Genomic DNA, 20,781 nt, shown 5'->3' on the forward strand with positions numbered 1-20,781 from the left:
GGACGCTATGCTGTTATTAAGCTCCATATAATAAATTCGAAAGGCTTATAACCATGGCAATGGGAAAATCTCTGCTCGCGCTGGCGCTGAGCGCGCTATTACCGACAGGCGCGGCGTGGGCAGCAAATAACGATACGCTCATTTACTGTTCCGAAGCGTCCCCGGAATCCTTCAACCCGCAAATCGCCAGCTCCGGCCCGACCTTCGTCGCCAGTTCGCAGGTGCTGTATAACCGCCTGATTAACTTCGACCGCGAGAAAAATACGCCGATCCCGTCGCTGGCAACCGAATGGAAAATCTCTCCTGACGGCAAAACCTATACTTTTACTCTGCGTCAGGGCGTTAAATTCAACAGCAACAAATTCTTCAAACCGACCCGCGATTTTAATGCCGACGACGTGATTTTTTCGGTGATGCGTCAGAAAGACCCTAAGCATCCGTACCATAATGTGTCGCAGGGCAATTACGAATATTTCAACGACGTGGGGCTGGATAAACTGATCGTCGACGTGAAAAAAATCGATGATTACCACGTTCAGTTTGTCCTCAGTGAACCGAATGCCGCATTTCTTGCCGACTGGGGAATGGATTTTGCCTCGATTCTTTCCGCTGAATACGCCGACGCGATGCTGAAAAAAGGCACCCCGGAAAACGTCGATACCTGGCCGATCGGCACTGGCCCTTACGCGCTGCAACAGTACAAAGTCGATTCGCTGATCCGTTATATCGCCAATCCGAACTACTGGGACGGAGATGTGCCGACGAAGCACCTGATCTTCTCCATTACCCCGAACGTGGAAACGCGACTGGCGAAACTGCAAACCAACGAGTGCCAGATTATTCCTGCCCCGTCGCCGGTCCAGTTTGATGCCATCAAAAAGAATAAAGATCTGACGCTGCACTCCGTTGATGCGCTGAACGTCGGCTATCTGGCGTTTAACACCGGGAAAAAACCGTTTGATAACGTGCTGGTGCGTCAGGCGTTGAATTACGCCACCGACAAAGAAGCGATTATCAACGCCGTGTTTATGGGGTCCGGCACCGTTGCCAAATCGCCGATCCCGCCGAATATGCTGGGCTTCAATAAAGACCTGAAAGATTATGGCTACGATGTGCAGAAGGCGAAGGATCTGCTGAAGCAGGCCGGGCTGGAGAAAGGCTTCGAGGCAACGCTGTGGTCGATGCCGGTACAGCGTCCTTATAACCCGAACTCGCGCCGCATTGCGGAGATGATCCAGAGCGACTGGGCGAAAGTCGGCGTGAAGGCCAAAATCGTTTCTTACGAGTGGGGCGAGTACCTCTCCGGGATGCGCAAAGGCGAGCACGACACCGCGCTGTTTGGCTGGATGTCCGATAACGGCGATCCGGATAACTTTGCCGATGTGCTGCTGGGCTGCAACAGTATTAAAACCGGCTCCAACGCCGCGCGCTGGTGCGATAAGGGCTATAACGATCTGGTCCAGAAAGCCCGGCTGACCAGTGTGCCGGACGACCGCGCGAAATTGTACGGCCAGGCGCAGGAGATTTTCTATCAGCAGGCACCGTGGATCGCGCTGGCAAACGGTAAGACGTTTTATGCCACCCGCAGCAACGTGACCGGTTACAGTGTCAGCCTGATGGGCAGTGATTTCTCAAAAGCGAAACTGAACTAAAGACGAAAGGAGGAAGTATGTCGCACCTGGATGACGTTCGCGCCCGCGTGGCCGCAACGATTGCGGAAAGCGTGATTAGCCATATGAACGAGCTGCTGGTTGAACTGAGCGAAGACCGCGAGCTGAGCCGTGAAGATCGCTATACCGAGCAGCAGCGGCTACGTAACGCCATTGCGCATCATGGGCAACAGCATAAGGAAGTGCAGGAAGCGCGCCGCGAAACGTTGACCAAAGGCGGCACGATCCTGTAAGTCTTCAGAACTGGCGTCTGGCAATCAGCCAGGCGCCGATCACCAGTAATACCGCGCCGCATACCGGGCCAACCAGTGCCCGCCACGCCAGACCGTGACTTCTGACAATATCCAGCACCAGACCGCCGATAAGCTGGCTGGCAACCAGTACTGCAATGGTGGTCGCCGCGCCGACATACTGATAACCGCTGATGCTGGCGAAAACAAAAAACGACCCCAGCAGGCCGGGGATCACCGTCCACCAGCGCACGTTCGCCGCCAGCTCGTGAAAGCCAGCAAAGCCGTATTTAATCAGCAGAATGCTGACAAACAGCACGATGCCCACCAGCGAGTTAAGCAGCATGGCGATAAGAATGGTGGAAGAGGACTGGGTGATGCGCACCATCAGGGTGTTTTGCACCACCAGCCCGATGCCCGCCGCAACCAGAAAGGCGAGGGTAAGGGTCTGATTCATGCGCGGGCGTCCGGCTCGCTGCGCTGGTCAAGCTGAAGCTGCATAAACGTCAGATCCAGCCAGCGCCCGAATTTCATGCCCACCTGCGGCATTTGCGCGGTGGTGACAAAGCCTAATTTGCCGTGCAGATGTAACGACGCCTGATTTTGCGACTCAATGCCCGCAATCATGACATGTTTACCGATGCGCTGCGCTTCAACGATCAACTGACGCAGCAGTGCTTCGCCGAGTCCTTTACCCTGGTGATCCGGGTGAACGTAGACCGAATGCTCCACCGTAAGACGGAAGCCGTCAAACGCGCGCCAGTCGCCGAACGAGGCGTAACCGGTGACCACGCCGTTTTCCTCGCTCACCAGCACCGGATAACCCGCGATTTTGCGAGCCTCATACCACGCAATGCGGTTATCGGTATCGACGGTTTTATCGTTCCAGATAGCCGCCGTATGCAGCACCGCATGGTTATAAATTTCGGCAATGGCCGCGCAGTCGTCCTGACAGGCGTAACGAAGAGACATGATTAACCTCAAGAAATTAATTCACAAACAGAGCGTTATTATTACAACAGCGGGCGCGTGGTTGTCGTTACTTTTTTGCCGGAATCGCCTTAAAGCGGCAGAAAGTGAAGCGCTGTCAGGCAGGGCGATCTAGTATTCAACAAGGTGTAAACCATAAGGAGTGCTTAATGAGTCAACAACCGCAACGTAATCGCCGCTGGGTTCTGGCATCCCGTCCGCACGGCGCGCCGGTCGCCGAAAACTTCCGCCTGGAAGAGAACGAAGTCGCCGCGCCGGGCGAGGGGCAGCTTCTGCTGCGCACGGTGTATCTGTCGCTCGACCCGTATATGCGTGGGCGCATGAGCGACCAGCCTTCCTATTCGCCGCCGGTCGAGATTGGCGCAGTGATGGTCGGCGGCACCGTCAGCCGCGTTGAACAGTCGAATCATCCTGATTTTGCCGAGGGCGACTGGGTGCTGGGCTACAGCGGCTGGCAGAAATATGACCTTTCTGACGGTAAAGGACTGGTGAAACTCGACGCCAGTCTGAAGCATCCGTCATGGGCGCTGGGCATTCTTGGGATGCCAGGCTTTACCGCGTATATGGGGCTGCTGGATATCGGGCAGCCGAAGGACGGCGAGACGCTGGTGGTGGCTGCTGCCACCGGGCCGGTGGGCGCTACCGTCGGGCAAATTGGCAAACTGAAAGGCTGCCGGGTTGTCGGCGTGGCGGGCGGCAGCGAGAAGTGCCGTTATGCGGTTGAGGTGCTGGGATTTGATGCCTGTCTCGATCATCGCGCCGACGATTTCGCCGACCAGTTAGCCGCTGCCTGTCCTGACGGTATCGATATTTACTACGAAAACGTCGGCGGCAAAGTGTTTGACGCCGTGCTGCCGCTGTTCAACACCTCCGCCCGTGTGCCGGTCTGCGGTCTGGTAAGTGGTTACAACGCCACCGATCTGCCGGAAGGGCCGGATCGCCTGTCGCTGCTGATGGGGACCATCCTTAAAAAGCGGATGCGCGTGCAGGGCTTTATCATCGCCCAGGACTACGGTCATCGCCTGGATGAGTTTCGCCAGCAAATGGGCAAGTGGGTGAACACGGGTAAAATCCACTACCGCGAAGAAATCACTGACGGGCTGGAAAACGCGCCGCAAACCTTCTTTGGTTTGCTGCAAGGCAAAAATTTTGGCAAAGTTGTTATCCGCGTCTCGCCTGAAGAATAATATTCTTCAGGTGGCAGAAAAACTGTCGAATATTTTCGTGCAAATTTTTGCAAAACGTATTTAATTAAAGAGAGCCGGGCAATGTGGACGACATGTTGTCCGGCTTAAATTCTTAATAACATAATTGATAATCATTGGCAGTTACCATTGCATTTTATTTCCAACACCAGAACGCGACACGGATATACGTTTTGTGAGGGGCAACCGCAGGGTTGTGCCCGCCTAATTGACTTAAGTAATGATGGCAACAGGAAATACAAATGCTTGATCTGGAGAAAGCCCACCGCATGAGTCTTACCATGCAGGTGGAAGTAAGTCTGAAGAGTGCATTGATCATTGGTGCGTTGAAACCCGGTGCGCGACTGATAACTAAGGAGATTGCGAATCAGCTGGGGACCAGTATCACTCCTGTGCGTGAAGCGTTGCTGCGTCTGGTCTCTTCCGGCGCGCTGACAGCCACACCAGCGCAGGCTTTTCTGGTACCGCAGCTTACCCTTGAGCGTTATGATGAAATTAATCACATTCGTAAAAACCTGGAAGGCATGGCCGCCGCAATGGCTGCCGCCCAGGTGACGTCGGAAAATATCAGGGAACTCCGCCATTTGTGCGAGGCGTTCGTTGAACATCGCCAGGCGGGGAACGTTGAACAGGCGCTGCGCGCGCATCATAAATTCCGTTTCCGGCTGTACGAATACGCAAAAATGCCGACGCTGTATGCGCTTATTGAGCAGCTATGGATCAGAATCGGGCCAGGATTTAATTATCTTTATCCGCAGCCGGAGAATATATCCTCCAGTCAGTTTGACTATCAGGATCTCATTCTGGCGCTCGAACATAAAGATAATGAGGCCAGTTCTGATGCCGTATGTCGGGCGATTGATGAAGGCGTTTCGCTGGTGAAGAACCAGTATTTGCGTTAAAAGAAAATATTATGTGATCTCGCTCCCGTTATGCGGGAGCGAATACGTTTTTATTCGTATCCTGCTGAATTAAGCGAAAACCCTGCCGATAACAAGGAATGCATTACGTTTGTCACTTTGTTATCCAGGGAGTTCGGAATGTCCGGTTTTCGCCAACGATTACGTAATATTACCATCAGTAAAAAACTCGCCACCGGCTTTGGGGTGGTGCTCTTGCTGGTTGCCGTCGCCACGACGCTTAGCGTCATCCGCTTTCGTGAGATCCGCGACGTTTACGAAAAAACCAACCTTATCTACAACATCAATATCGAAGTGTTCCAGGCCAAAATCAATCGCCTGAAGTATTTCTACAGCAGCGACAGCAAATCCGGGCAGGTGATGGCGGACTACGTGAACCATGCGGCGCAACTGACCGCATCGGCACAGGCGCTGGAGTGGACGGCGCAGGAGAAAGCCGTTATCGACAGGATGGCCGGGCATCTGGAAGAATTCAAAACCAGCGTTGCCGCAATGCAAAAATCCACCACCACGCTGGTCGGCCTGCGTTCTGCGCTGGAGGCGACCGGCAATGAGGATCTCCAGTCCCGTTATACCGCCCTGATGCGCACGCCGCTGGAAGACGCCACCCTGAGCTACCAGCTTTACGACGCGCTGTTTGCGATGGGTAATTTACGCGACCGCGCGCTGGCGCTGCGTTTTAACGCCAGCCCCGACGCGCGTGACGCGCTGGATAAACAGTCGGCAGCGACGCAAAGCGTGGTGCAAACGCTACTGCCGCTACTGCCGGAAGAGGCGCAAACCCAGTTGCGTTCCCTGTGGGATGAAAGCACCAGCTACCGCGATAACAGCCTGTTTTACTATCAGTCGGTACAGGATCTGCGTGCGGCAGAAGACAATGTCAAAACGGCAGGCGATCGTGCCAGCGCCGCCATTAAAGACATTATCGCGCTGGTGAAAACGCATAACGACAGCCTTGCCAATACCTCGTCCACCATCGCCGCGCTGGTCGGGCTTATCGCCATTCTGCTGGGCATTGCGGTTTCCTGGTGGGTGACGCGGCAAATCACCCGTCCGGTACGCGAGAATCTTCAGCTTGCCGAACGCATTGCCAGCGGCGACCTGAGCGCCACCATTCAGGCACGCAGCAATGATGAATTCGGCAAACTCACCGCCGCGATGGGGGTGATGAACGATAAGCTACGGGCGATGATTGGCGAGGTGCGTTACAGTGTCACGCGCGTTACCAGCGCCGCGTCGGAAATAGCCGACGGCAATACCGATCTTTCATCACGCACGGAACAGCAGGCCGCCGCCGTGGTACAGACCGCCGCCAGCATGGAGCAACTGACCGCCACGGTGAAAAACAACGCCGATAACGCGCGTCATGCCAGTAAACTTGCCGCCGAAGCCTCGCAGACTGCGAGCCAGGGCGGCAACGTGATGCGCGATATGGTCGCCACCATGGGCGATATCAACACCAGTTCGCGGAAAATCGCCGACATTACCGCTGTGATTAACAGCATCGCCTTCCAGACCAATATTCTGGCGCTCAACGCGGCGGTGGAAGCCGCGCGTGCCGGCGAGCAGGGGCGCGGTTTTGCGGTGGTCGCCAGCGAAGTGCGCAGCCTTTCCCAGCGCAGCTCGCAGGCCGCAAAAGATATCGAGCATCTGATTGCCGAATCGGTGTCACGTATTGATACCGGCAGCAATCTGGTCGCCAAAGCCGGACAGACGATGGAGCAGGTGGTGCATTCTGTCACCCGCGTGAACGATATTATGGGCGAGATTTCTTCCGCTTCGGAAGAACAGAGCCGGGGCATTGAGCAGATTGCCCGCGCGGTGTCGGAGCTGGACAGTACCACCCAGCAAAATGCGACGCTGGTTAACGCCTCATCGCTGGCGGCGGGATCGCTGGAAGAGCAGGCGCGGGTGCTGGAGGAACTGGTGACCGCGTTTCGTCTGGACGACAGCGCCCGCGTAGCACGCGCTGCGCGTCAGTCGGTGACGGCGGCGGGTGCGGTACCGCAAGCGAACTGGACAACGTTCTGATATTCCCTCCCGGTGGCAGGCGTCGCCGGGAGTTTTTTCACCTCAGAACTGCCAGCCGACCGATAATCCCACTCCGTAGTTACGTCCCGGCGCCGGTTCGTAGTAGCGACCGTTAGATTCGTTGACGATCACCGAGCCGGCATACTCGCGGTCAAACAGGTTATCCACCCGCCCGAAGATATCCATCATCCAGTGTCCATAGTTGAATTTATAGCCGGTATTCAGTCCGACTACGGTCCATGACGGCGCTTTGGCGCTGTTTTCGTCGTCGGCCATGATATCGCTCAGGTAGCGAATATCGCTGCCCGCGTACCAGCCCGATTCCGGTTCATAGCCCAGTGAGGCGAAACCCATATTGCGCGCGATACCCGGCATCCGGTTGCCGTTACAGTCGTTTGCACCGCAGACGTTACTGCGGTAGGTCGCATCCAGCCAGGTCCAGGAAGCCTTCGCCCGCCAGTTTTCGGCGAACTGCTGATCCAGCGCCAGTTCCGCCCCCTGACGACGGGTTTTCCCGGCGTTTTTGTAGCTGGTGCGTCCGCCGCTGCTGGCGTCCACCACAATTTCATCGTCGGTGTCGGTCTGGAACAGCGCGGCGGTGAGCAGGCCGTTGCCGATGCGGGTTTTGCTGCCGATTTCCACGGTGTCATTGGTGGAAGGCTTAAGATTAAAATTCAGGCCGCTCTGGTTATCGGAACGGTAGGATAATTCGTTGATGGTGGGCGTTTCAAAACCGCGCCCGGCGGAGAGATAGAGGTTCCATGCGTCGGTCACCGCGTATTTTAACGAGCCTGCCGGAAGCCATTTGTGGTAGCTGGCGTCGCCGCTGTCATCGCCGTTGGCGGGGGTGACGTAATGATCGTTGGAGTCAAACCACACCGAACTGTAACGCACGCCCGCATCCAGCGACCACTGCTCGCTTAACTGCCAGCTCGTTTGCAGATAGGGATCGAGGTTCCACATCAGGTTGCGTTCGTCGCGGCGCAGCGCGCCTTTTTCGCCATAGTCCGGCGCGCCGTTGACCATCACAAAGTTCTCGTAGCCTTTGCGATTTTCGCTCATATTTTCGTAATCCAGCCCGGTGGTGAAGGTGACCGGCACCCCCAGCTCACCGCGATGGGTCCAGCGGGTATCAATGCCCTGATAGTTACGGCTCAGGTTGATCACCCCGCCCGCATGACCAGGATTAAGCTGCGGCGCACGCGGAATGGACTGGTACTGAGTGGTTTCACGTTCGCCCGCGTACATCATCACGCTGAGATCGTCATTTTGGCTAAGCTGGCGCTCATAGCGCAGCCCGGCCTGCGTCTGCCGGGTGTCTTTGCGGGTATTATACTGATCGCCGCGCGGCGACTGACGCGGATCGGCGCGCCATTCCGCCTGACTTAAACCGCCCGCGTCGTTGGCGGTGATGTCCACGCTATTAAGCAGCAGGGTGAGCTTGCTGACGTCATCAATCCGCACGCCCAGTTTCGCATTGCCGAGATTTTTACGCGCGCCGCTGTGATCGCGATAGCCGTGGGTGGCAAAGCGGCTGCCTGAGACGGTGTAGTCAACGTCGCCTGGCTGGGTGCCGTCGCCCACGGCGCCGGTGGCTTTCAGGCCGTAGCGCCAGCTACCGTAGCTGCCGTAATAGCTGCTGGCTTCAATGGTGGCGGGCTGTTCGCCGGTCTGGGTGGTGATATTCATCACCCCGCCGGAGGAGTTGCCGTACAGCGCCGAGAACGGGCCGCGCAGCACGTCCACGCTTTCCACACTGTTGATATCAATATTTGAGGTTTGTCCCTGACCGTCCGGCATGGTGGCAGGGATGCCGTCCACATACAGCCGCAGGCCGCGCACGCCGAAGGTGGAGCGCGCGCCAAATCCGCGAATCGACAATTGCAGATCCTGCGCGTAGTTCTGCCGATTCTGTACCTGCAAACCGGGCACCGCGCCGAGCGATTCTGAAAGATTGACTCGCGGCGCGGCATGGCGCATTTCGTCCCCGTTAACCACGCTGACGGCGGCGGGGGTATCCAGCTCAGATACCGCGTGCGGGGTGGCGGTGACGATTAACGTTCCGTCCTGCGCCGCAACGGCGAAGGCGGGCAGGAGAATGGCAGGGAGCAGCAGCGCCGGAAGCGCAGCCTGACGAACACGCAGGATTTTCATTAAAGGGCTCTTTACAGCAAAAAAAAGAATTTACGCCGTTATGTTAATTCTTTTGTAAATATTTGAAAATCAAAACGGCACATTAGGTTAAGTGTAAGTATACGAAGGAAATCACTTTTTGGCGGAAAGCGGAAAATTAACGCTCCACATTCATCAGAATAATGATTACTATTCTCATTTATAACAGGGTGTAACCATGATTACGCCCGTGGAAGCCTGTGTAGCGGTAATCATTTTGCTCATCAAAGGGAGTCGTCATGTCTTTACGTCATCTGTCCGCGCCGCGTCTGCGCCGTTCATTGCTGTTAACGTCTCTGCTGCTGGCCGGAAGCTTCAACCTCCACGCCGCTGAAGAACTGCTGCGCAAACCTGTTGCTAAAGGCGCGTATGAAATGGCCGTCAGCCCGCAGGAAAATGCGCTGTGGGTCGCCACCGTGCAAAGCCGTAAAACGGATAAGGGCGGGGTGATTTACCGTCTCGATCCGACCACCCTGGACATCACCCAGGCCATTCACAGCGATCTCAAACCGTTCGGTGCCGCCATTGATAATCAGAGCCAGACGCTGTGGTTAGGTAATACCACTGACGGCGCGGTCACGGCGGTGGATGCGAAAACCGGCGAGGTCAAAGGCCGCGTGGTGCTGGATGCCCGCAAACGCATGGAAACGTTCCGTCCGCTTCAGCCGCGCGAGCTGGTGGCCGATGAAACCACCAACACCGTGTATATCACTGGCCTCGGTAAAGAGAGCGTGGTCTGGGTGGTGGATGGGAAAACGCTGAAGCTGAAAACCACCATTACCAGTACTGGCGCGATGGGCACCGGGCTGGCGCTGGATGCGGCGGCGAAACGTCTGTACGTTACCAATGCCGATGGCGAGCTGATTACCATCGATACGGGCACGAATAAAATCCTCAGCCGTAAGAAACTGCTCGACGATGGCAAAGAGCATATGTTGCTCAACATCAGCCTCGACGTAAAAGGTCAGCGCGCGTTTATTACCGACTCAAAACAGCCGCAGGTGCTGGTGGTCGATACCCGTGATGGCAAGGTCACTGCGAAGATCGACGCCCCGGAATCGCTGGCGGTGCTGTTTAACCCGGCGCGTAACGAAGCCTATGTGACCCACCGGAAGGCCGGTCAGGTCAGCGTGATCGATGGCAAAACCAATAAGGTCGTCAAAACGTTCGCCACGCCGACCTTCCCGAACAGCCTGGCGCTGTCTGCCGATGGTCAGACGCTGTATGTGACGGTGAAGCAGGAATCGACCCGCGAGAAAGAAGCGACCCAGCCGGATGATGTGATCCGCATCGCGCTGTAAGAGAGAGCCCGGCGCTAACCCGGTGGGCTGAAGGGGGAGCCGCAGCACATACTTTCCCCCTGTCTCTCCGGGGAGAGGAACTGTCCGGGTTGGTAGTGACGAAAGAAAGGCGGTATCACGATCAAAAAATGCCAGTCAGTTAAGCCACTGACTGGCATGAGTGCTTAGTGAGAGGTTTTTTCCTTCAGGATGACGTCGCTGACCGGCTGATGGTCAGGGGCCAGACGGTGAATTTCCTGCACCCGCTTACGCACGCCAAACCAGCCCGCGACCAGCAGGACCGCAATCAGCGGAATCGAGCCGATGGTGTATGTCCCGTTCGGGTAGTCGAAGGCCATCAGAACCAGCACGCTGAACAGAAACAGCAGCGTCAGCCATGAGGTGATCGGTGCGCCGGGCATTTTAAAGCCGACGGCCGGGGTTTTACCTTCTTTAATGGCCTGGCGCAGTTTCATCTGACAAACCACGATAAACGCCCAGGATGCGATGATGCCCAGCGAAGCGACGTTGAGGACGATCTCAAACACCTGCGACGGAACCAGGTAGTTAAGAAACACGCCGATCACGTAAATGCCGAGCGTTGCCAGAATGCCCGCGTAAGGGACGTGCTGACGGCTCATCTTCGACATAAATTTCGGCGCGGATCCGCCCATCGACATCGAGCGCAGAATACGTCCGGTGCTGTACAGGCCAGAGTTTAAGCTCGACAGCGCGGCGGTGAGCACCACGATATTCATAATGCTGCCGATGTATGGCATCCCCAGCTTCGAGAAGAAGGTCACGAACGGGCTTTGCCCAGCCTGGTAGGCATTCCACGGCAGCAGCAGTACCAGCAGAACCACCGAGCCAACGTAGAACAGGCCGATACGCCAGATCACGCTGTTAATGGCTTTGGGCACCATCGTCTGCGGATCTTTGCATTCGCCAGCCGCCGTGCCGACCAGTTCGATAGAGGCGAAGGCAAATACCACGCCCTGAACCAGCACCAGCGCGGGCAGCAAACCGTGCGGGAAGAAGCCGCCGTTATCGGTGATCAAATGAAAGCCGGTGCTGCCGCCGTCGAGCGGTTTACCGCTGCCGAGAAAGACGGTGCCGACCACCAGAAAGACCACGATAGCCAGCACTTTGATCAGCGCAAACCAGAACTCCATTTCGGCGAACCATTTAACGCCGATCATGTTCATGGTGCCAACAATCGCCAGCGCGCCGAGGGCAAAGACCCATTGCGGGACATCGCCAAACGCGCCCCAGTAGTGCATATACAGCGCCACGGCGGTGATATCGACAATGCCGGTCATCGCCCAGTTGATGAAGTACATCCAGCCCGCCACGAAAGCGGCTTTTTCACCGAGAAACTCACGGGCGTAGGAGACGAAACTGCCGCTGGAAGGGCGGTGTAAGACCAGTTCACCCAGCGCGCGTAAGATAAAAAACGAGAAGATCCCGCAGACCAGATAGACGATCGCCAGCGACGGCCCCGCCATCTGTAACCGCGCACCGGCCCCTAAAAACAGACCGGTGCCGATTGCGCCGCCGATGGCGATCATCTGCACCTGACGGTTGCCCATCGCTTTGTGGTATCCCTCTTCGTGCGAGTTCAACCAGCGGCGTTTGGCAGCATGTTGCTCCGCCGCAGTATGGCTACTTTTGTTCATGCATTTTCCTGTTTTACCTGTCTGAATGTGCTGATGTCGCCCGCGAGGTAAAAACCTGGCCTGACGACATGCCGTCAGGCTTTTCTCATTATTCTGAAGAAGAGATAAAATCTGACATGGCGAAGCATCCTACACTCATCCTGGCAAGAGCGTAAAGTGCGGATGAATGACTAACCGCCGAAGACCTGAATCGCCTGGTGCAGGCGCGACGTGCGGGTGGTCAGCTCTTCCGCCGCTTCGCTGGCCCGGCCCACCATCACCGCATTATCCTGGGTCATAATGCCGATGCGGGAGAGGGATTCGTTGATCAGATTCAGCGCCAGCATTTGCTCCTGGGTGGCGTGGCCCATTTCGGTGATCCGCGAAGCCATTTGCAGCACGTTGTCGATCATCGCCCGCAGATGCGTTTCGGTTCGCGCCACCATATCCACGCCGCTGTGAACGTTGGCGACGTTTTTCTCGATCAGCGTTTTGATTTCTTTGGCGGCGGTGGCGGAATGCTGCGCCAGATGCCTTACCTCGGCGGCCACCACCGCAAAACCGCGCCCGGAGGTGCCCGCTCTGGCCGCTTCAACCGCTGCGTTGAGCGCCAGAATGTTGGTCTGGAAAGCGATGCTGTCGATGACCGCAATAATATCGACGATTTGCACGTGATCGTGCGAGATGGTATGCATCATCTCCAGGGTGCGTTTCATGATGCTGCCGCTTTCGGTGGCGCTGGCGCTGGTGTTTTCGGCCATGGTCATGGTTTCACGGGCGGTTTCTGCGGTTTGCTCGACGGCGCTGGCAATTTCCTCGACTGCCGCCGCCGTCTGCTGCAAATCGGCGGCGGTTTCTTCCGAGCGGCGATGCAGCGCCACGCCCTGGTCGCTGACCCGCTGGCTGATTTGTCCAATCCCGGCGATTTGCGTGCTGACGTCATCCACCAGCGAATTAAGATTTAATCCCGACTGATTCACCAGCCGCATCATCATGCCTATTTCATCCACCCGGTCAAAATGGAAATAGTCGGTTTTGCGCCCGGAGACGATTTTCTGCATCTGGTTAACGATTTTCTTAAGTGGCTGACTCAGCTGATACTTAAGATAAATAGCCAGTAAAATAAAAAGCAACATGATAAGTGCGGACTGGCCTGCGTTATTTAAGGAACTATTGATCACCGCTAATGCCAGAATAGCCGCCGCAAGCAGGGAGACATTAATCCGGCTCGCCACGCTGAGTTTTTTAAATAATGATAAAAAAGAAAACAGGCCACGACGGACCAGCACGCCTTTATAAAAACGAAAGCTGGTTAAACGCTGGCGATTGATCTGCTGGTAAAGCGCGTCGCTGGCGTTTATTTCCTCACGGGTGGGAACATTGCGCACCGAGATATAACCGCGTAACCGATCGTCATGCCATACTGGCGTAACATTTGCGCGAACCCAGTAATGATCCCCGTTCTGGCGGCGATTTTTAACCAGCCCGGTCCAGCTTTCCCCTTGCTGAATGGTAAACCACATATCGGCAAAGGCGGCGGGGGGCATGTCAGGATGGCGGATCAGATTATGCGGCTCGCCGATAAGCTGGGCATCACGAAAGCCACTGGCCTGAATAAACGCTGAGTTGGCGTAAGTAATATGGCTGTGTATATCCGTCGTCGACATTAAGGTCGCGTCGGCGTTGAGTAAATACTCATTTTGTGTAACAGGAGTGTTACTCTTCATTGATAACTCCCTGATGAATAAAAACAGAAAGGGGTAATGCGCCCGTTCCTGGTGAGGGCGTCGTTTTTATAAAGATATATTCTTCAACGGCTGCATTCTCTACTAAACCCGGCGGGGCGGAAAGAGGCAGTGCTAAATATTTTCTGTCGCTTAACTGCCGCATTGTCATTACAGGGTCACACAGTCAAAAAAATAATCCCACAGGCGGTGTCTTGTCGTGACTTAAATAAAATCCACGCTGTGATTTATTTTCCATAGCGCAATTGCTGGTGAATTCTGATGGCCGGGGATTTAGCGCATCCGACACCTCATTTAAGCGTGGCTTAACCTTTGGAACAGCGAAACGGCGGGCGCGCATATTCAATTTTCAGCAGTGCAAATGTAAATAAATTGTTTCTCATATGCCCAGAAGGTTTTTAATAATGCAGAGATGTTAATAAAAATGAGAGTGCAACATGTCCTGGCGACTCAGTATGCTGGATAAAAACCCGATTACGGACGGTGAAACCGTCATCCAGGCGCTGGCAAAAACGTTAACACCGGCGCAACAAGCGCAGGCGCAAAACGTCGGGGAGGTACTGCCATGAGTTTCGCCCAGCAGTTAATCGACTGGCGGCGCGAGTTGCATCAGTACCCGGAGCTGTCGCTGGAAGAGGTGGCGACCACCGGCCGCCTGCGCGACTGGTTGCAAAGCGGGCATATTCGCCTGCTGCCCTACGATCTGAAAACCGGGGTGGTAGCGGAAATTGGCGCGGGGGAGAAGGTGATAGCGCTGCGGGCGGATATCGATGCCCTGCCGATTGAAGAAGCCACCAGGCTGCCGTTTCGCTCGCGCAATGCGGGAGTGATGCATGCCTGCGGTCATGACGTTCACAGTAGCGTCATGCTCGGTGCGGCGCTGCTGCTGAAGGAAAGAGAACAGCAGTTGCCTGGCCGGGTACGGATTTTATTTCAGCCAGCGGAAGAGAATTTCGGCGGCGCGAAAGCGCTGATCCGCGCTGGCGTGCTGGACGGCGTTTCTGCCATTTTTGGGATGCATAACGAGCCGGGGCTGCCGGTGGGGCATTTCGCCACCCGTGGCGGGGCGTTTTATGCCAACGTGGATCGTTTTGTCATCCGCGTCACCGGAAAGGGCGCGCACGCCGCCAGGCCGCACGAAGGCCGCGATGCGATCCTGCTCGCCAGCCAGTTAGTGACCGCCCTGCAAAGCGTCGCCAGTCGCGAGGTGAATTCTCTGGATTCGGTGGTGCTCAGCGTGACACGCATTCAGGGCGGCAATACCTGGAACGTGCTGCCGGAAAGCGTCGAGCTGGAAGGCACTCTGCGCACCCATCAGGTGGCGGTTCAGCAGCGCGTTAAAAAACGGGTCAGTGAAATCGCCGCCGGATTTGCCCAGGCCTTTGGCGCACAAATCGACGTTACCTGGTACGCCGGGCCGACGGCGCTGGTCAACGATGAGCGCTGGACCGCCTTCGCCTTTGAAGAAGCGCAGCGTGCCGGTTATCAGACTGAACATGCCGAACTGCATATGGGCGGTGAAGACTTCGCCGTTTATCTCCAGCATATTCCCGGCGCGTTCGTCAGCATTGGCAGCGCCAGTGAATTTGGCCTGCACCATCCGGCGTTCGACCCGGACGAAGCGTTAATCGCCCCCGCCGCGTACTATTTCGCCGGGCTGGCAGAACGTGCCTTACAGCAGGCGTAAAAAAACGCTGTTCCGAAGGAGTACGGTTTCGGAACAGCGTGGCGAAAGTCCGCCATATCAGGATCATGCCGCCGATGGCGTCAGCGTAATACGATCTAACGGGCCGACAATAAACAGGTAGGAGAACAACCCGATCAGCCCCATTGAACCCACGTACAAAATGGCGTAATCAAACGAATGGGTGTTGGCGATAATCACCCCAATCACCAGTGGCGTGATGATGCTCGCCATATTTCCGCACATGTTGAACACGCCGCCCGCAATGCCGAGCACTTCTTTTGGCGAGGTATCGCTCAGCACGCACCAGCCAAGATTGCCAAAGCCTTTCGCAAAAAACGCGAGACTCATTGCGCCAATCACCACCACTTCTGACGAGGTGTAATTGGCGAGAACAATCACGCAGGAAAGCAGCATTCCGCAGATCACCGGGAATTTGCGGGCGGTGGTCAGGCTGTAGCCACGTCGTAGCAGCCAGTCGGAGAAGACACCGCCCAGCAGCCCGCCGATAAACCCGGCGATAGCCGGAATACTGGCGACAAAGCCCACCTTGAGGATCGACATCCCTTTGGCTTCATACAAATAGGTGGGAAACCAGGTCAGGAAAAACCAGGTAATAGAGGTGACACAGAACTGGCCGATATACACGCCGATCATCATCCGGTTGACGCAAACGCTTTTGATTTGCGCGAGGGTCAGTTTGGGCTGGTCTTTTTTGGTGCCCAGTTCCGGCTCACCGCCGCCTGCGCGAATATAATCCATCTCCTGCTGGTTAATTTTCGGGTGATTCAGGGGATCGCGCACTTTAATCAGCCAGAATATCCCCAGCACCACGCCGATAGCGCCAATATAATAAAACACATAGTGCCAGCTCAGGTTATGCAGAATAATAGTCATCAGCGGTGTAATAATACCGAGCGAAATATACTGCGCTGCCTGATAAACCGACGTGACAAAGCCGCGCTCTTTATTCGGAAACCACTGCACGCTCAGGCGACTGTTCGCCGGAAACGCCGGAGCTTCGATAGCTCCCATCATCAGGCGCAAAATCACCAGTACAATCAGCGGGCTGGCAAACAGATAAATCGTGCCCTGGAACATGGTGATCAGTGACCAGGCAATGAGTGCAATGCCGTAGACCATCCGTGAACCGTATTTATCCAGCAGCCAGCCGCCGGGTATTTGCATGATGACGTAGGAAATACCAAATACCGAAAAAGCCAGTCCTAAATCTTCTGCGTCGAAGCCTAATTCTTTACTCATAATCGGCGCGACGACAGAGAGCGTCGCGCGGTCGGCGTAATTAAATACGGTAGCCAGAAATAAAAAAATAAGAATGCCGTAACGCACTCGGGTGCGTTTTATCATGGTCTTCATTGCCAACTCCTTAACAGGGTTGAATTCTTATGCTGTAGGGTAGTGTAAGGGCGGGAGGTTGCCTCCCGCCGGGAGTATCAGGGACGTTTGCCGAATTCACAGGTGAGCTGCGTCCAGCGGCGGGCCTGCTCACTGATCGTAAAGCCGAGGCCGTGGCGTTCAGAGATCCACATCCTCCCGTCGCGCAGTTCCAGTTGCTCGTTGAACAGCGGATTCAGCCATTCGAAATGCTCCAGCCACGGCTCCAGGGGGTAGGCGGCGGAAAGATGCAGGTGAACTTCCATCGCGAAGTGCGGAGCCAGCTTGCGCCCGTGTTTGGCGGCCAAATCCATAATTTTCAGGAATGGGGAGATCCCGCCGACGCGCGGCGCATCCGGCTGCACGTAGTCGCTGGCGTTGCCGAGGATCAGCTGTTCATGCTCGCGGAAGCTGGTGAGCATTTCGCCGGTAGCAATTGGCGTATCCAGCGCGGCGGCGAGCTGGGCGTGGCCTTCCACGTCATAGGCGTCAAGCGGCTCTTCGATCCAGATCAGGTTGAACTGTTCCATTTTGCGCCCCATGCGGATCGCCGTTTCGCGGTCCCATTGCTGGTTGGCATCCACCATCAGCGGGAAATCATCGCCCAGTTCTTTACGCACGGCGGTCAGACGACGGATATCTTCGGCGGTGTTCGGCTGGCCGACCTTCAGCTTGATGCCGCCGATGCCGTTTTCCTGGGAGATGACCACATTCTTCAGCACCTGATCCAGCGGGGTGTGCAGAAATCCGCCGGAGGTGTTGTAGCACTGCACCGAGTCGCGGTGTGAGCCAAGCAGTTTTGCCAGCGGCAGGCCCGCGCGTTTCGCTTTCATGTCCCACAGCGCGATGTCGAGAGGGGAGATGGCCTGCACCGCCATACCGCTGCGGCCCACCGACGCGCCCGCCCACAGCAGCTTGCTGTAGATTTTATCGATATCGTTCGGATCTTCTCCCAGCAGGTTATCGGCGATTTCTTTGGCATGGGCGTAGATCCCCTGGCCACCCGCGCGTTTGGAATAGCTGAAACCAACGCCTTCAAAGCCGTCGCGGCTGCGGATTTCAGCGATGATGATCGCTACTTCGGTCAGTGGTTTCTGCCGTCCGGTGAGGACTTTCGCATCGCTGACCGGGGTCGCCAGCGGCAGGAAGGCGAGGGACAGTTTTACCCATTCAATACGGTCGCCGGTTTCAGCAGCGGTTTTGACACCGCTAACATGAGCGTAGGAGACGGCATCAGAGTTGGCGCTTAGGGTCATTTTTTTCTCCTGGGTGAATTAAAATGTTTGCGCTAACATTTGTATATCCAGCCCGTAAAAATGACTACTGGCGCGCTGCATTTATGGACAGTCGATCACAATTAGCGGTGAAAACCGACGTAATTTTGCAGAGCAGGTCACGATCCAAATCTCTTTGGTATAATGCCCAACCATCAATGATAGCGATAACATTTACCAGGTTTTGAGCGAAGTTAACGTGTTGATTTTATGCCTGAAAACGGTCGGTGTCTGGTAATGGGACGGTGCATCATCAATAATGCGCTGAATAAAACAATAATCTGTGAAAGGGCTTTGTCGTGAAAAGTGTGAAACCGACGCGCGCACCCACGCTTGAGGATGTGGCTCGTACTGCTGGCCTTTCCTCAATGACGGTCAGCCGCGCGCTGAATACGCCCGGCCTGGTGCGTCCGAAAACGGTCGAGAAGGTGCTCCAGGCGGTGCGGGTAACGGGGTACATTCCCAATGCCCTGGCGGGAGGGCTGGCCTCGCGGCGCAGTCGGCTGATTGCGGTGGTGGTTCCGCAAATTAATAACAATATGTTCGTCGATACTATTCAGACCCTGAGCGATACCCTTGCCCTGCGCGGTTATCATATGCTGCTGTGTGTGGCCGGATACACCCAGCACAACGAATCTGAACTGGTTTCAACGCTGCTCTCCCGCCGCCCGGATGGGGTGGTGCTGACCGGTATTCATCACTCGCCGGAACTGAAGAAAATTATTCTTAATGCGGCGATCCCGGTGGTCGAAATCTGGGATTTAACGCCCACGCCACTGGATATGCTGGTGGGGTTTTCCCACGAGAAGATCGGCGCGGCAACCGGGGAATACCTGTACCGCAAAGGCTATCGTCGCCCCGGATTACTCTGGACCGCCGACCGCCGTGCGGAACAGCGCCGCCATGGACTGTGCGATGTGCTGAACCGCTATGGTATCGGCGAGCCTGCACAGGTTGATGTCCCGCTTCCCGCCTCGCTGGCGCTGGGGCGCAGCGGTCTGACGGCGCTGCTGGCGCAGGGCGAATATGACGTGATTGTTTGCAGCTCGGATACCCTCGCGCAGGGGGCTATTATGGAAGCTGAAAGCCGGGGAATGCGCATCAATGGGGATCTGGCGGTGATGGGCTTTGGCGATCTGGATTTTGCCGCCAGCAACCGACCGTCAATCACCACCGTCAGCGTAGACCGACGGGCGATTGGTTGCCAGGCGGCGACGCTGCTGGCAGATCGTATTGAGGGCCATCCGGTGGCGGAAAGCATTGTCGATATTGGCTTTCAGTTAATTGAGCGCGAGTCGGCGTAATGGTAAATGCCTGGCTGCTGGCTATGCTAAGGTTTCATTTCAATCACTCTGGAGCACACTATGCCGCACGTTGATATTAAATGTTTTCCCCGTGAGCTGACCGATGAACAAAAATCCGCGCTGGCGGCGGATATCACCGCCGCGATTGTTCGTCATCTGCAAAGTAAAGAAGGGTCGATCAGCATTGCGCTGAATCAGGTCGAACCAGAGGCGTGGCAGCAGGTCTGGAACAGTGAAATTGCGCCGCAAATGGATGAGCTGATCAAAAAGCCTGAGTACAAGATGTAACCCCCTGTCTGTAGATTCGGATGGCACAAAATCGCCCATGGGCCGCAGAATTCAGGCTATAAAAGAATAAACCTGTGACAGGAGCCAGCAATGACCCCGTTTTTACGCGCGTACCTGTCCCGGCTGGACTGGGACGGATCGCCTGAAGCCAATATTGAAACCCTGCGGGCGCTGCATTTGCGGCACAACTGCACCATTCCGTTCGAAAATCTGGATGTCCTGCTGCCCGGCGAGATCCAGCTTGATGAGCAATCGCTGGAAGATAAACTGATTACTGCCCGACGTGGCGGCTACTGCTTTGAACAAAATGGCCTGTTTGAGCGGGCGCTGACCGAGGCGGGCTTTCGCGTGCGGAGTTTGCTGGGGCGGGTGATCCTGACGCATCCACCGCAGATGCCGCCGCGTACTCACCGACTGCTGCTGGTGACGCTGGAAGGGGAAGCGTGGATCGCCGACGTCGGCTTCGGCAGTCAGACGCTGACCGCGCCGATTCGGCTGGTGGCGGATGTCGAGCAGAAGACGCCACACGGTCGCTACCGATTACAGCGTCAGGACGAGAGCTGGATCTTACAGTTCTGGCATCATCAGCGCTGGGAGTCGATGTACCGCTTTGATTTAAGCGAACAGTTTCAGTCTGATTTTATGATGGGCAATTTCTGGTCCGCCCACTGGCCGCAATCGCATTTTTTGCATCATCTGCTGATGTGCCGTCATTTGCCGGACGGCGGTAAACTGACGCTGACCAATTTTCACTTCACCCACTGGCAGGATGAGCAAGTCGTTGAGCAGACCACGCTGCCGGATGTGGCGGCGCTGTACGCGGTGCTTCAGGAGCGCTTTGCGCTGGGCGTCAGCGATCCGCGCTATGGTTTCAGTGAGCAGGCGCTGGCAGAGGTGATGGCCGGTTTTGATACCCATCCGCAGGCGGGTAAGTAGCG

General features: G+C 56.0%; 17 protein-coding genes and 1 pseudogene. 11 read left to right on the forward strand and 7 right to left on the reverse strand.

The features are described from left to right. The first annotated feature begins 53 nt into the window (after window positions 1-53). Complete coding sequence (locus RT197_RS03000) at window positions 54-1,652, forward strand: ABC transporter substrate-binding protein (RefSeq protein ID WP_312947076.1); 1,599 nt, start codon at window positions 54-56, stop codon at window positions 1,650-1,652. 17 nt (window positions 1,653-1,669) lie between these two features. After that, window positions 1,670-1,903 carry a DUF2526 family protein gene (locus RT197_RS03005; RefSeq protein WP_312947077.1) on the forward strand — a complete coding sequence of 78 codons (234 nt, stop codon included), beginning with the start codon at window positions 1,670-1,672 and terminating at the stop codon, window positions 1,901-1,903. 4 nt (window positions 1,904-1,907) lie between these two features. Here RT197_RS03005 and RT197_RS03010 read toward each other — a convergent pair whose 3' ends face one another. Beyond that, window positions 1,908-2,357: a DMT family transporter gene (locus RT197_RS03010; RefSeq protein ID WP_312947079.1), complete on the reverse strand. Its 450-nt coding sequence runs from the start codon at window positions 2,355-2,357 to the stop codon at window positions 1,908-1,910. Then, entirely contained in the window at window positions 2,354-2,872 is a 519-nt protein-coding gene (locus tag RT197_RS03015; RefSeq protein ID WP_312947080.1) for an N-acetyltransferase family protein, read from the reverse strand. The genes RT197_RS03010 and RT197_RS03015 overlap by 4 nt, the downstream gene beginning before the upstream one ends. Before the next feature lie 167 nt (window positions 2,873-3,039). Here RT197_RS03015 and RT197_RS03020 point away from each other — a divergent pair, with 167 nt between their 5' ends. From RT197_RS03020 to RT197_RS03030, 3 genes are all read left to right on the forward strand, one after another. Continuing rightward, on the forward strand, window positions 3,040-4,077 hold the full coding sequence (locus RT197_RS03020; RefSeq protein ID WP_312947081.1) for an NADP-dependent oxidoreductase: 1,038 nt from the start codon (window positions 3,040-3,042) through the stop codon (window positions 4,075-4,077). A gap of 260 nt (window positions 4,078-4,337) precedes the next feature. Beyond that, window positions 4,338-4,997, forward strand: coding sequence for a GntR family transcriptional regulator (locus tag RT197_RS03025; RefSeq protein ID WP_312947083.1), 660 nt, complete (start codon window positions 4,338-4,340; stop codon window positions 4,995-4,997). A 138-nt stretch (window positions 4,998-5,135) separates the two neighbouring features. Further along, the gene (locus RT197_RS03030; protein ID WP_312947084.1) at window positions 5,136-7,046 is read left to right on the forward strand and encodes a methyl-accepting chemotaxis protein; all 1,911 of its coding nucleotides are present in this window, start codon (window positions 5,136-5,138) and stop codon (window positions 7,044-7,046) included. Between the two features lie 42 nt (window positions 7,047-7,088). Here RT197_RS03030 and pqqU read toward each other — a convergent pair whose 3' ends face one another. After that, window positions 7,089-9,200 (reverse strand): TonB-dependent receptor PqqU, encoded by a 2,112-nt coding sequence (gene pqqU, locus RT197_RS03035; RefSeq protein WP_312947085.1) that lies wholly within the window; start codon window positions 9,198-9,200, stop codon window positions 7,089-7,091. Between the two features lie 257 nt (window positions 9,201-9,457). Between pqqU and RT197_RS03040 the strand changes: the two genes are divergently transcribed. Continuing rightward, window positions 9,458-10,519, forward strand: a complete 1,062-nt coding sequence (locus RT197_RS03040) for a YncE family protein (protein ID WP_312947086.1) — start codon at window positions 9,458-9,460, stop codon at window positions 10,517-10,519. A 164-nt stretch (window positions 10,520-10,683) separates the two neighbouring features. Here the strand turns inward: RT197_RS03040 and ansP are convergent, their stop codons facing one another. Both ansP and RT197_RS03050 read right to left on the reverse strand, forming a co-directional pair. Then, a complete protein-coding gene (gene ansP / locus RT197_RS03045) occupies window positions 10,684-12,174 on the reverse strand; it encodes an L-asparagine permease (protein WP_312947087.1) in 1,491 nt (496 codons plus the stop codon). A 170-nt stretch (window positions 12,175-12,344) separates the two neighbouring features. Next, window positions 12,345-13,880 carry a PAS domain-containing methyl-accepting chemotaxis protein gene (locus tag RT197_RS03050; protein WP_312947088.1) on the reverse strand — a complete coding sequence of 512 codons (1,536 nt, stop codon included), beginning with the start codon at window positions 13,878-13,880 and terminating at the stop codon, window positions 12,345-12,347. Window positions 13,881-14,335: 455 nt separating this feature from the next. On the opposite strand from RT197_RS03050, the pseudogene RT197_RS03055 reads away from it, so the two are divergent. Together RT197_RS03055 and RT197_RS03060 are read left to right on the forward strand one after the other, a co-directional pair. Continuing rightward, window positions 14,336-14,440: pseudogene (locus tag RT197_RS03055) on the forward strand (alkane 1-monooxygenase); the annotation flags it as partial. 23 nt (window positions 14,441-14,463) lie between these two features. After that, entirely contained in the window at window positions 14,464-15,585 is a 1,122-nt protein-coding gene (locus RT197_RS03060) for an amidohydrolase (protein WP_312947089.1), read from the forward strand. 63 nt (window positions 15,586-15,648) lie between these two features. Here the strand turns inward: RT197_RS03060 and RT197_RS03065 are convergent, their stop codons facing one another. Then, complete coding sequence (locus RT197_RS03065) at window positions 15,649-16,959, reverse strand: MFS transporter (RefSeq protein ID WP_312947090.1); 1,311 nt, start codon at window positions 16,957-16,959, stop codon at window positions 15,649-15,651. A gap of 77 nt (window positions 16,960-17,036) precedes the next feature. Beyond that, window positions 17,037-18,233 carry an L-talarate/galactarate dehydratase gene (locus RT197_RS03070; protein ID WP_312947092.1) on the reverse strand — a complete coding sequence of 399 codons (1,197 nt, stop codon included), beginning with the start codon at window positions 18,231-18,233 and terminating at the stop codon, window positions 17,037-17,039. A 317-nt stretch (window positions 18,234-18,550) separates the two neighbouring features. On the opposite strand from RT197_RS03070, the gene RT197_RS03075 reads away from it, so the two are divergent. The 3 genes from RT197_RS03075 to nhoA all read left to right on the forward strand — a co-directional run bounded on the left by RT197_RS03075 (window position 18,551) and on the right by nhoA (window position 20,779). Continuing rightward, a complete protein-coding gene (locus tag RT197_RS03075) occupies window positions 18,551-19,555 on the forward strand; it encodes a LacI family DNA-binding transcriptional regulator (RefSeq protein ID WP_312947094.1) in 1,005 nt (334 codons plus the stop codon). A gap of 60 nt (window positions 19,556-19,615) precedes the next feature. Then, window positions 19,616-19,843 (forward strand): tautomerase PptA, encoded by a 228-nt coding sequence (pptA, locus tag RT197_RS03080; RefSeq protein WP_312947095.1) that lies wholly within the window; start codon window positions 19,616-19,618, stop codon window positions 19,841-19,843. A 90-nt stretch (window positions 19,844-19,933) separates the two neighbouring features. Next, window positions 19,934-20,779, forward strand: coding sequence for an N-hydroxyarylamine O-acetyltransferase (nhoA, locus tag RT197_RS03085; protein ID WP_312947097.1), 846 nt, complete (start codon window positions 19,934-19,936; stop codon window positions 20,777-20,779). The last annotated feature ends 2 nt before the right edge of the window (window positions 20,780-20,781 follow it).

It is taken from the genome of Superficieibacter sp. (assembly GCF_032071645.1).
Classification (GTDB): domain Bacteria; phylum Pseudomonadota; class Gammaproteobacteria; order Enterobacterales; family Enterobacteriaceae; genus Superficieibacter.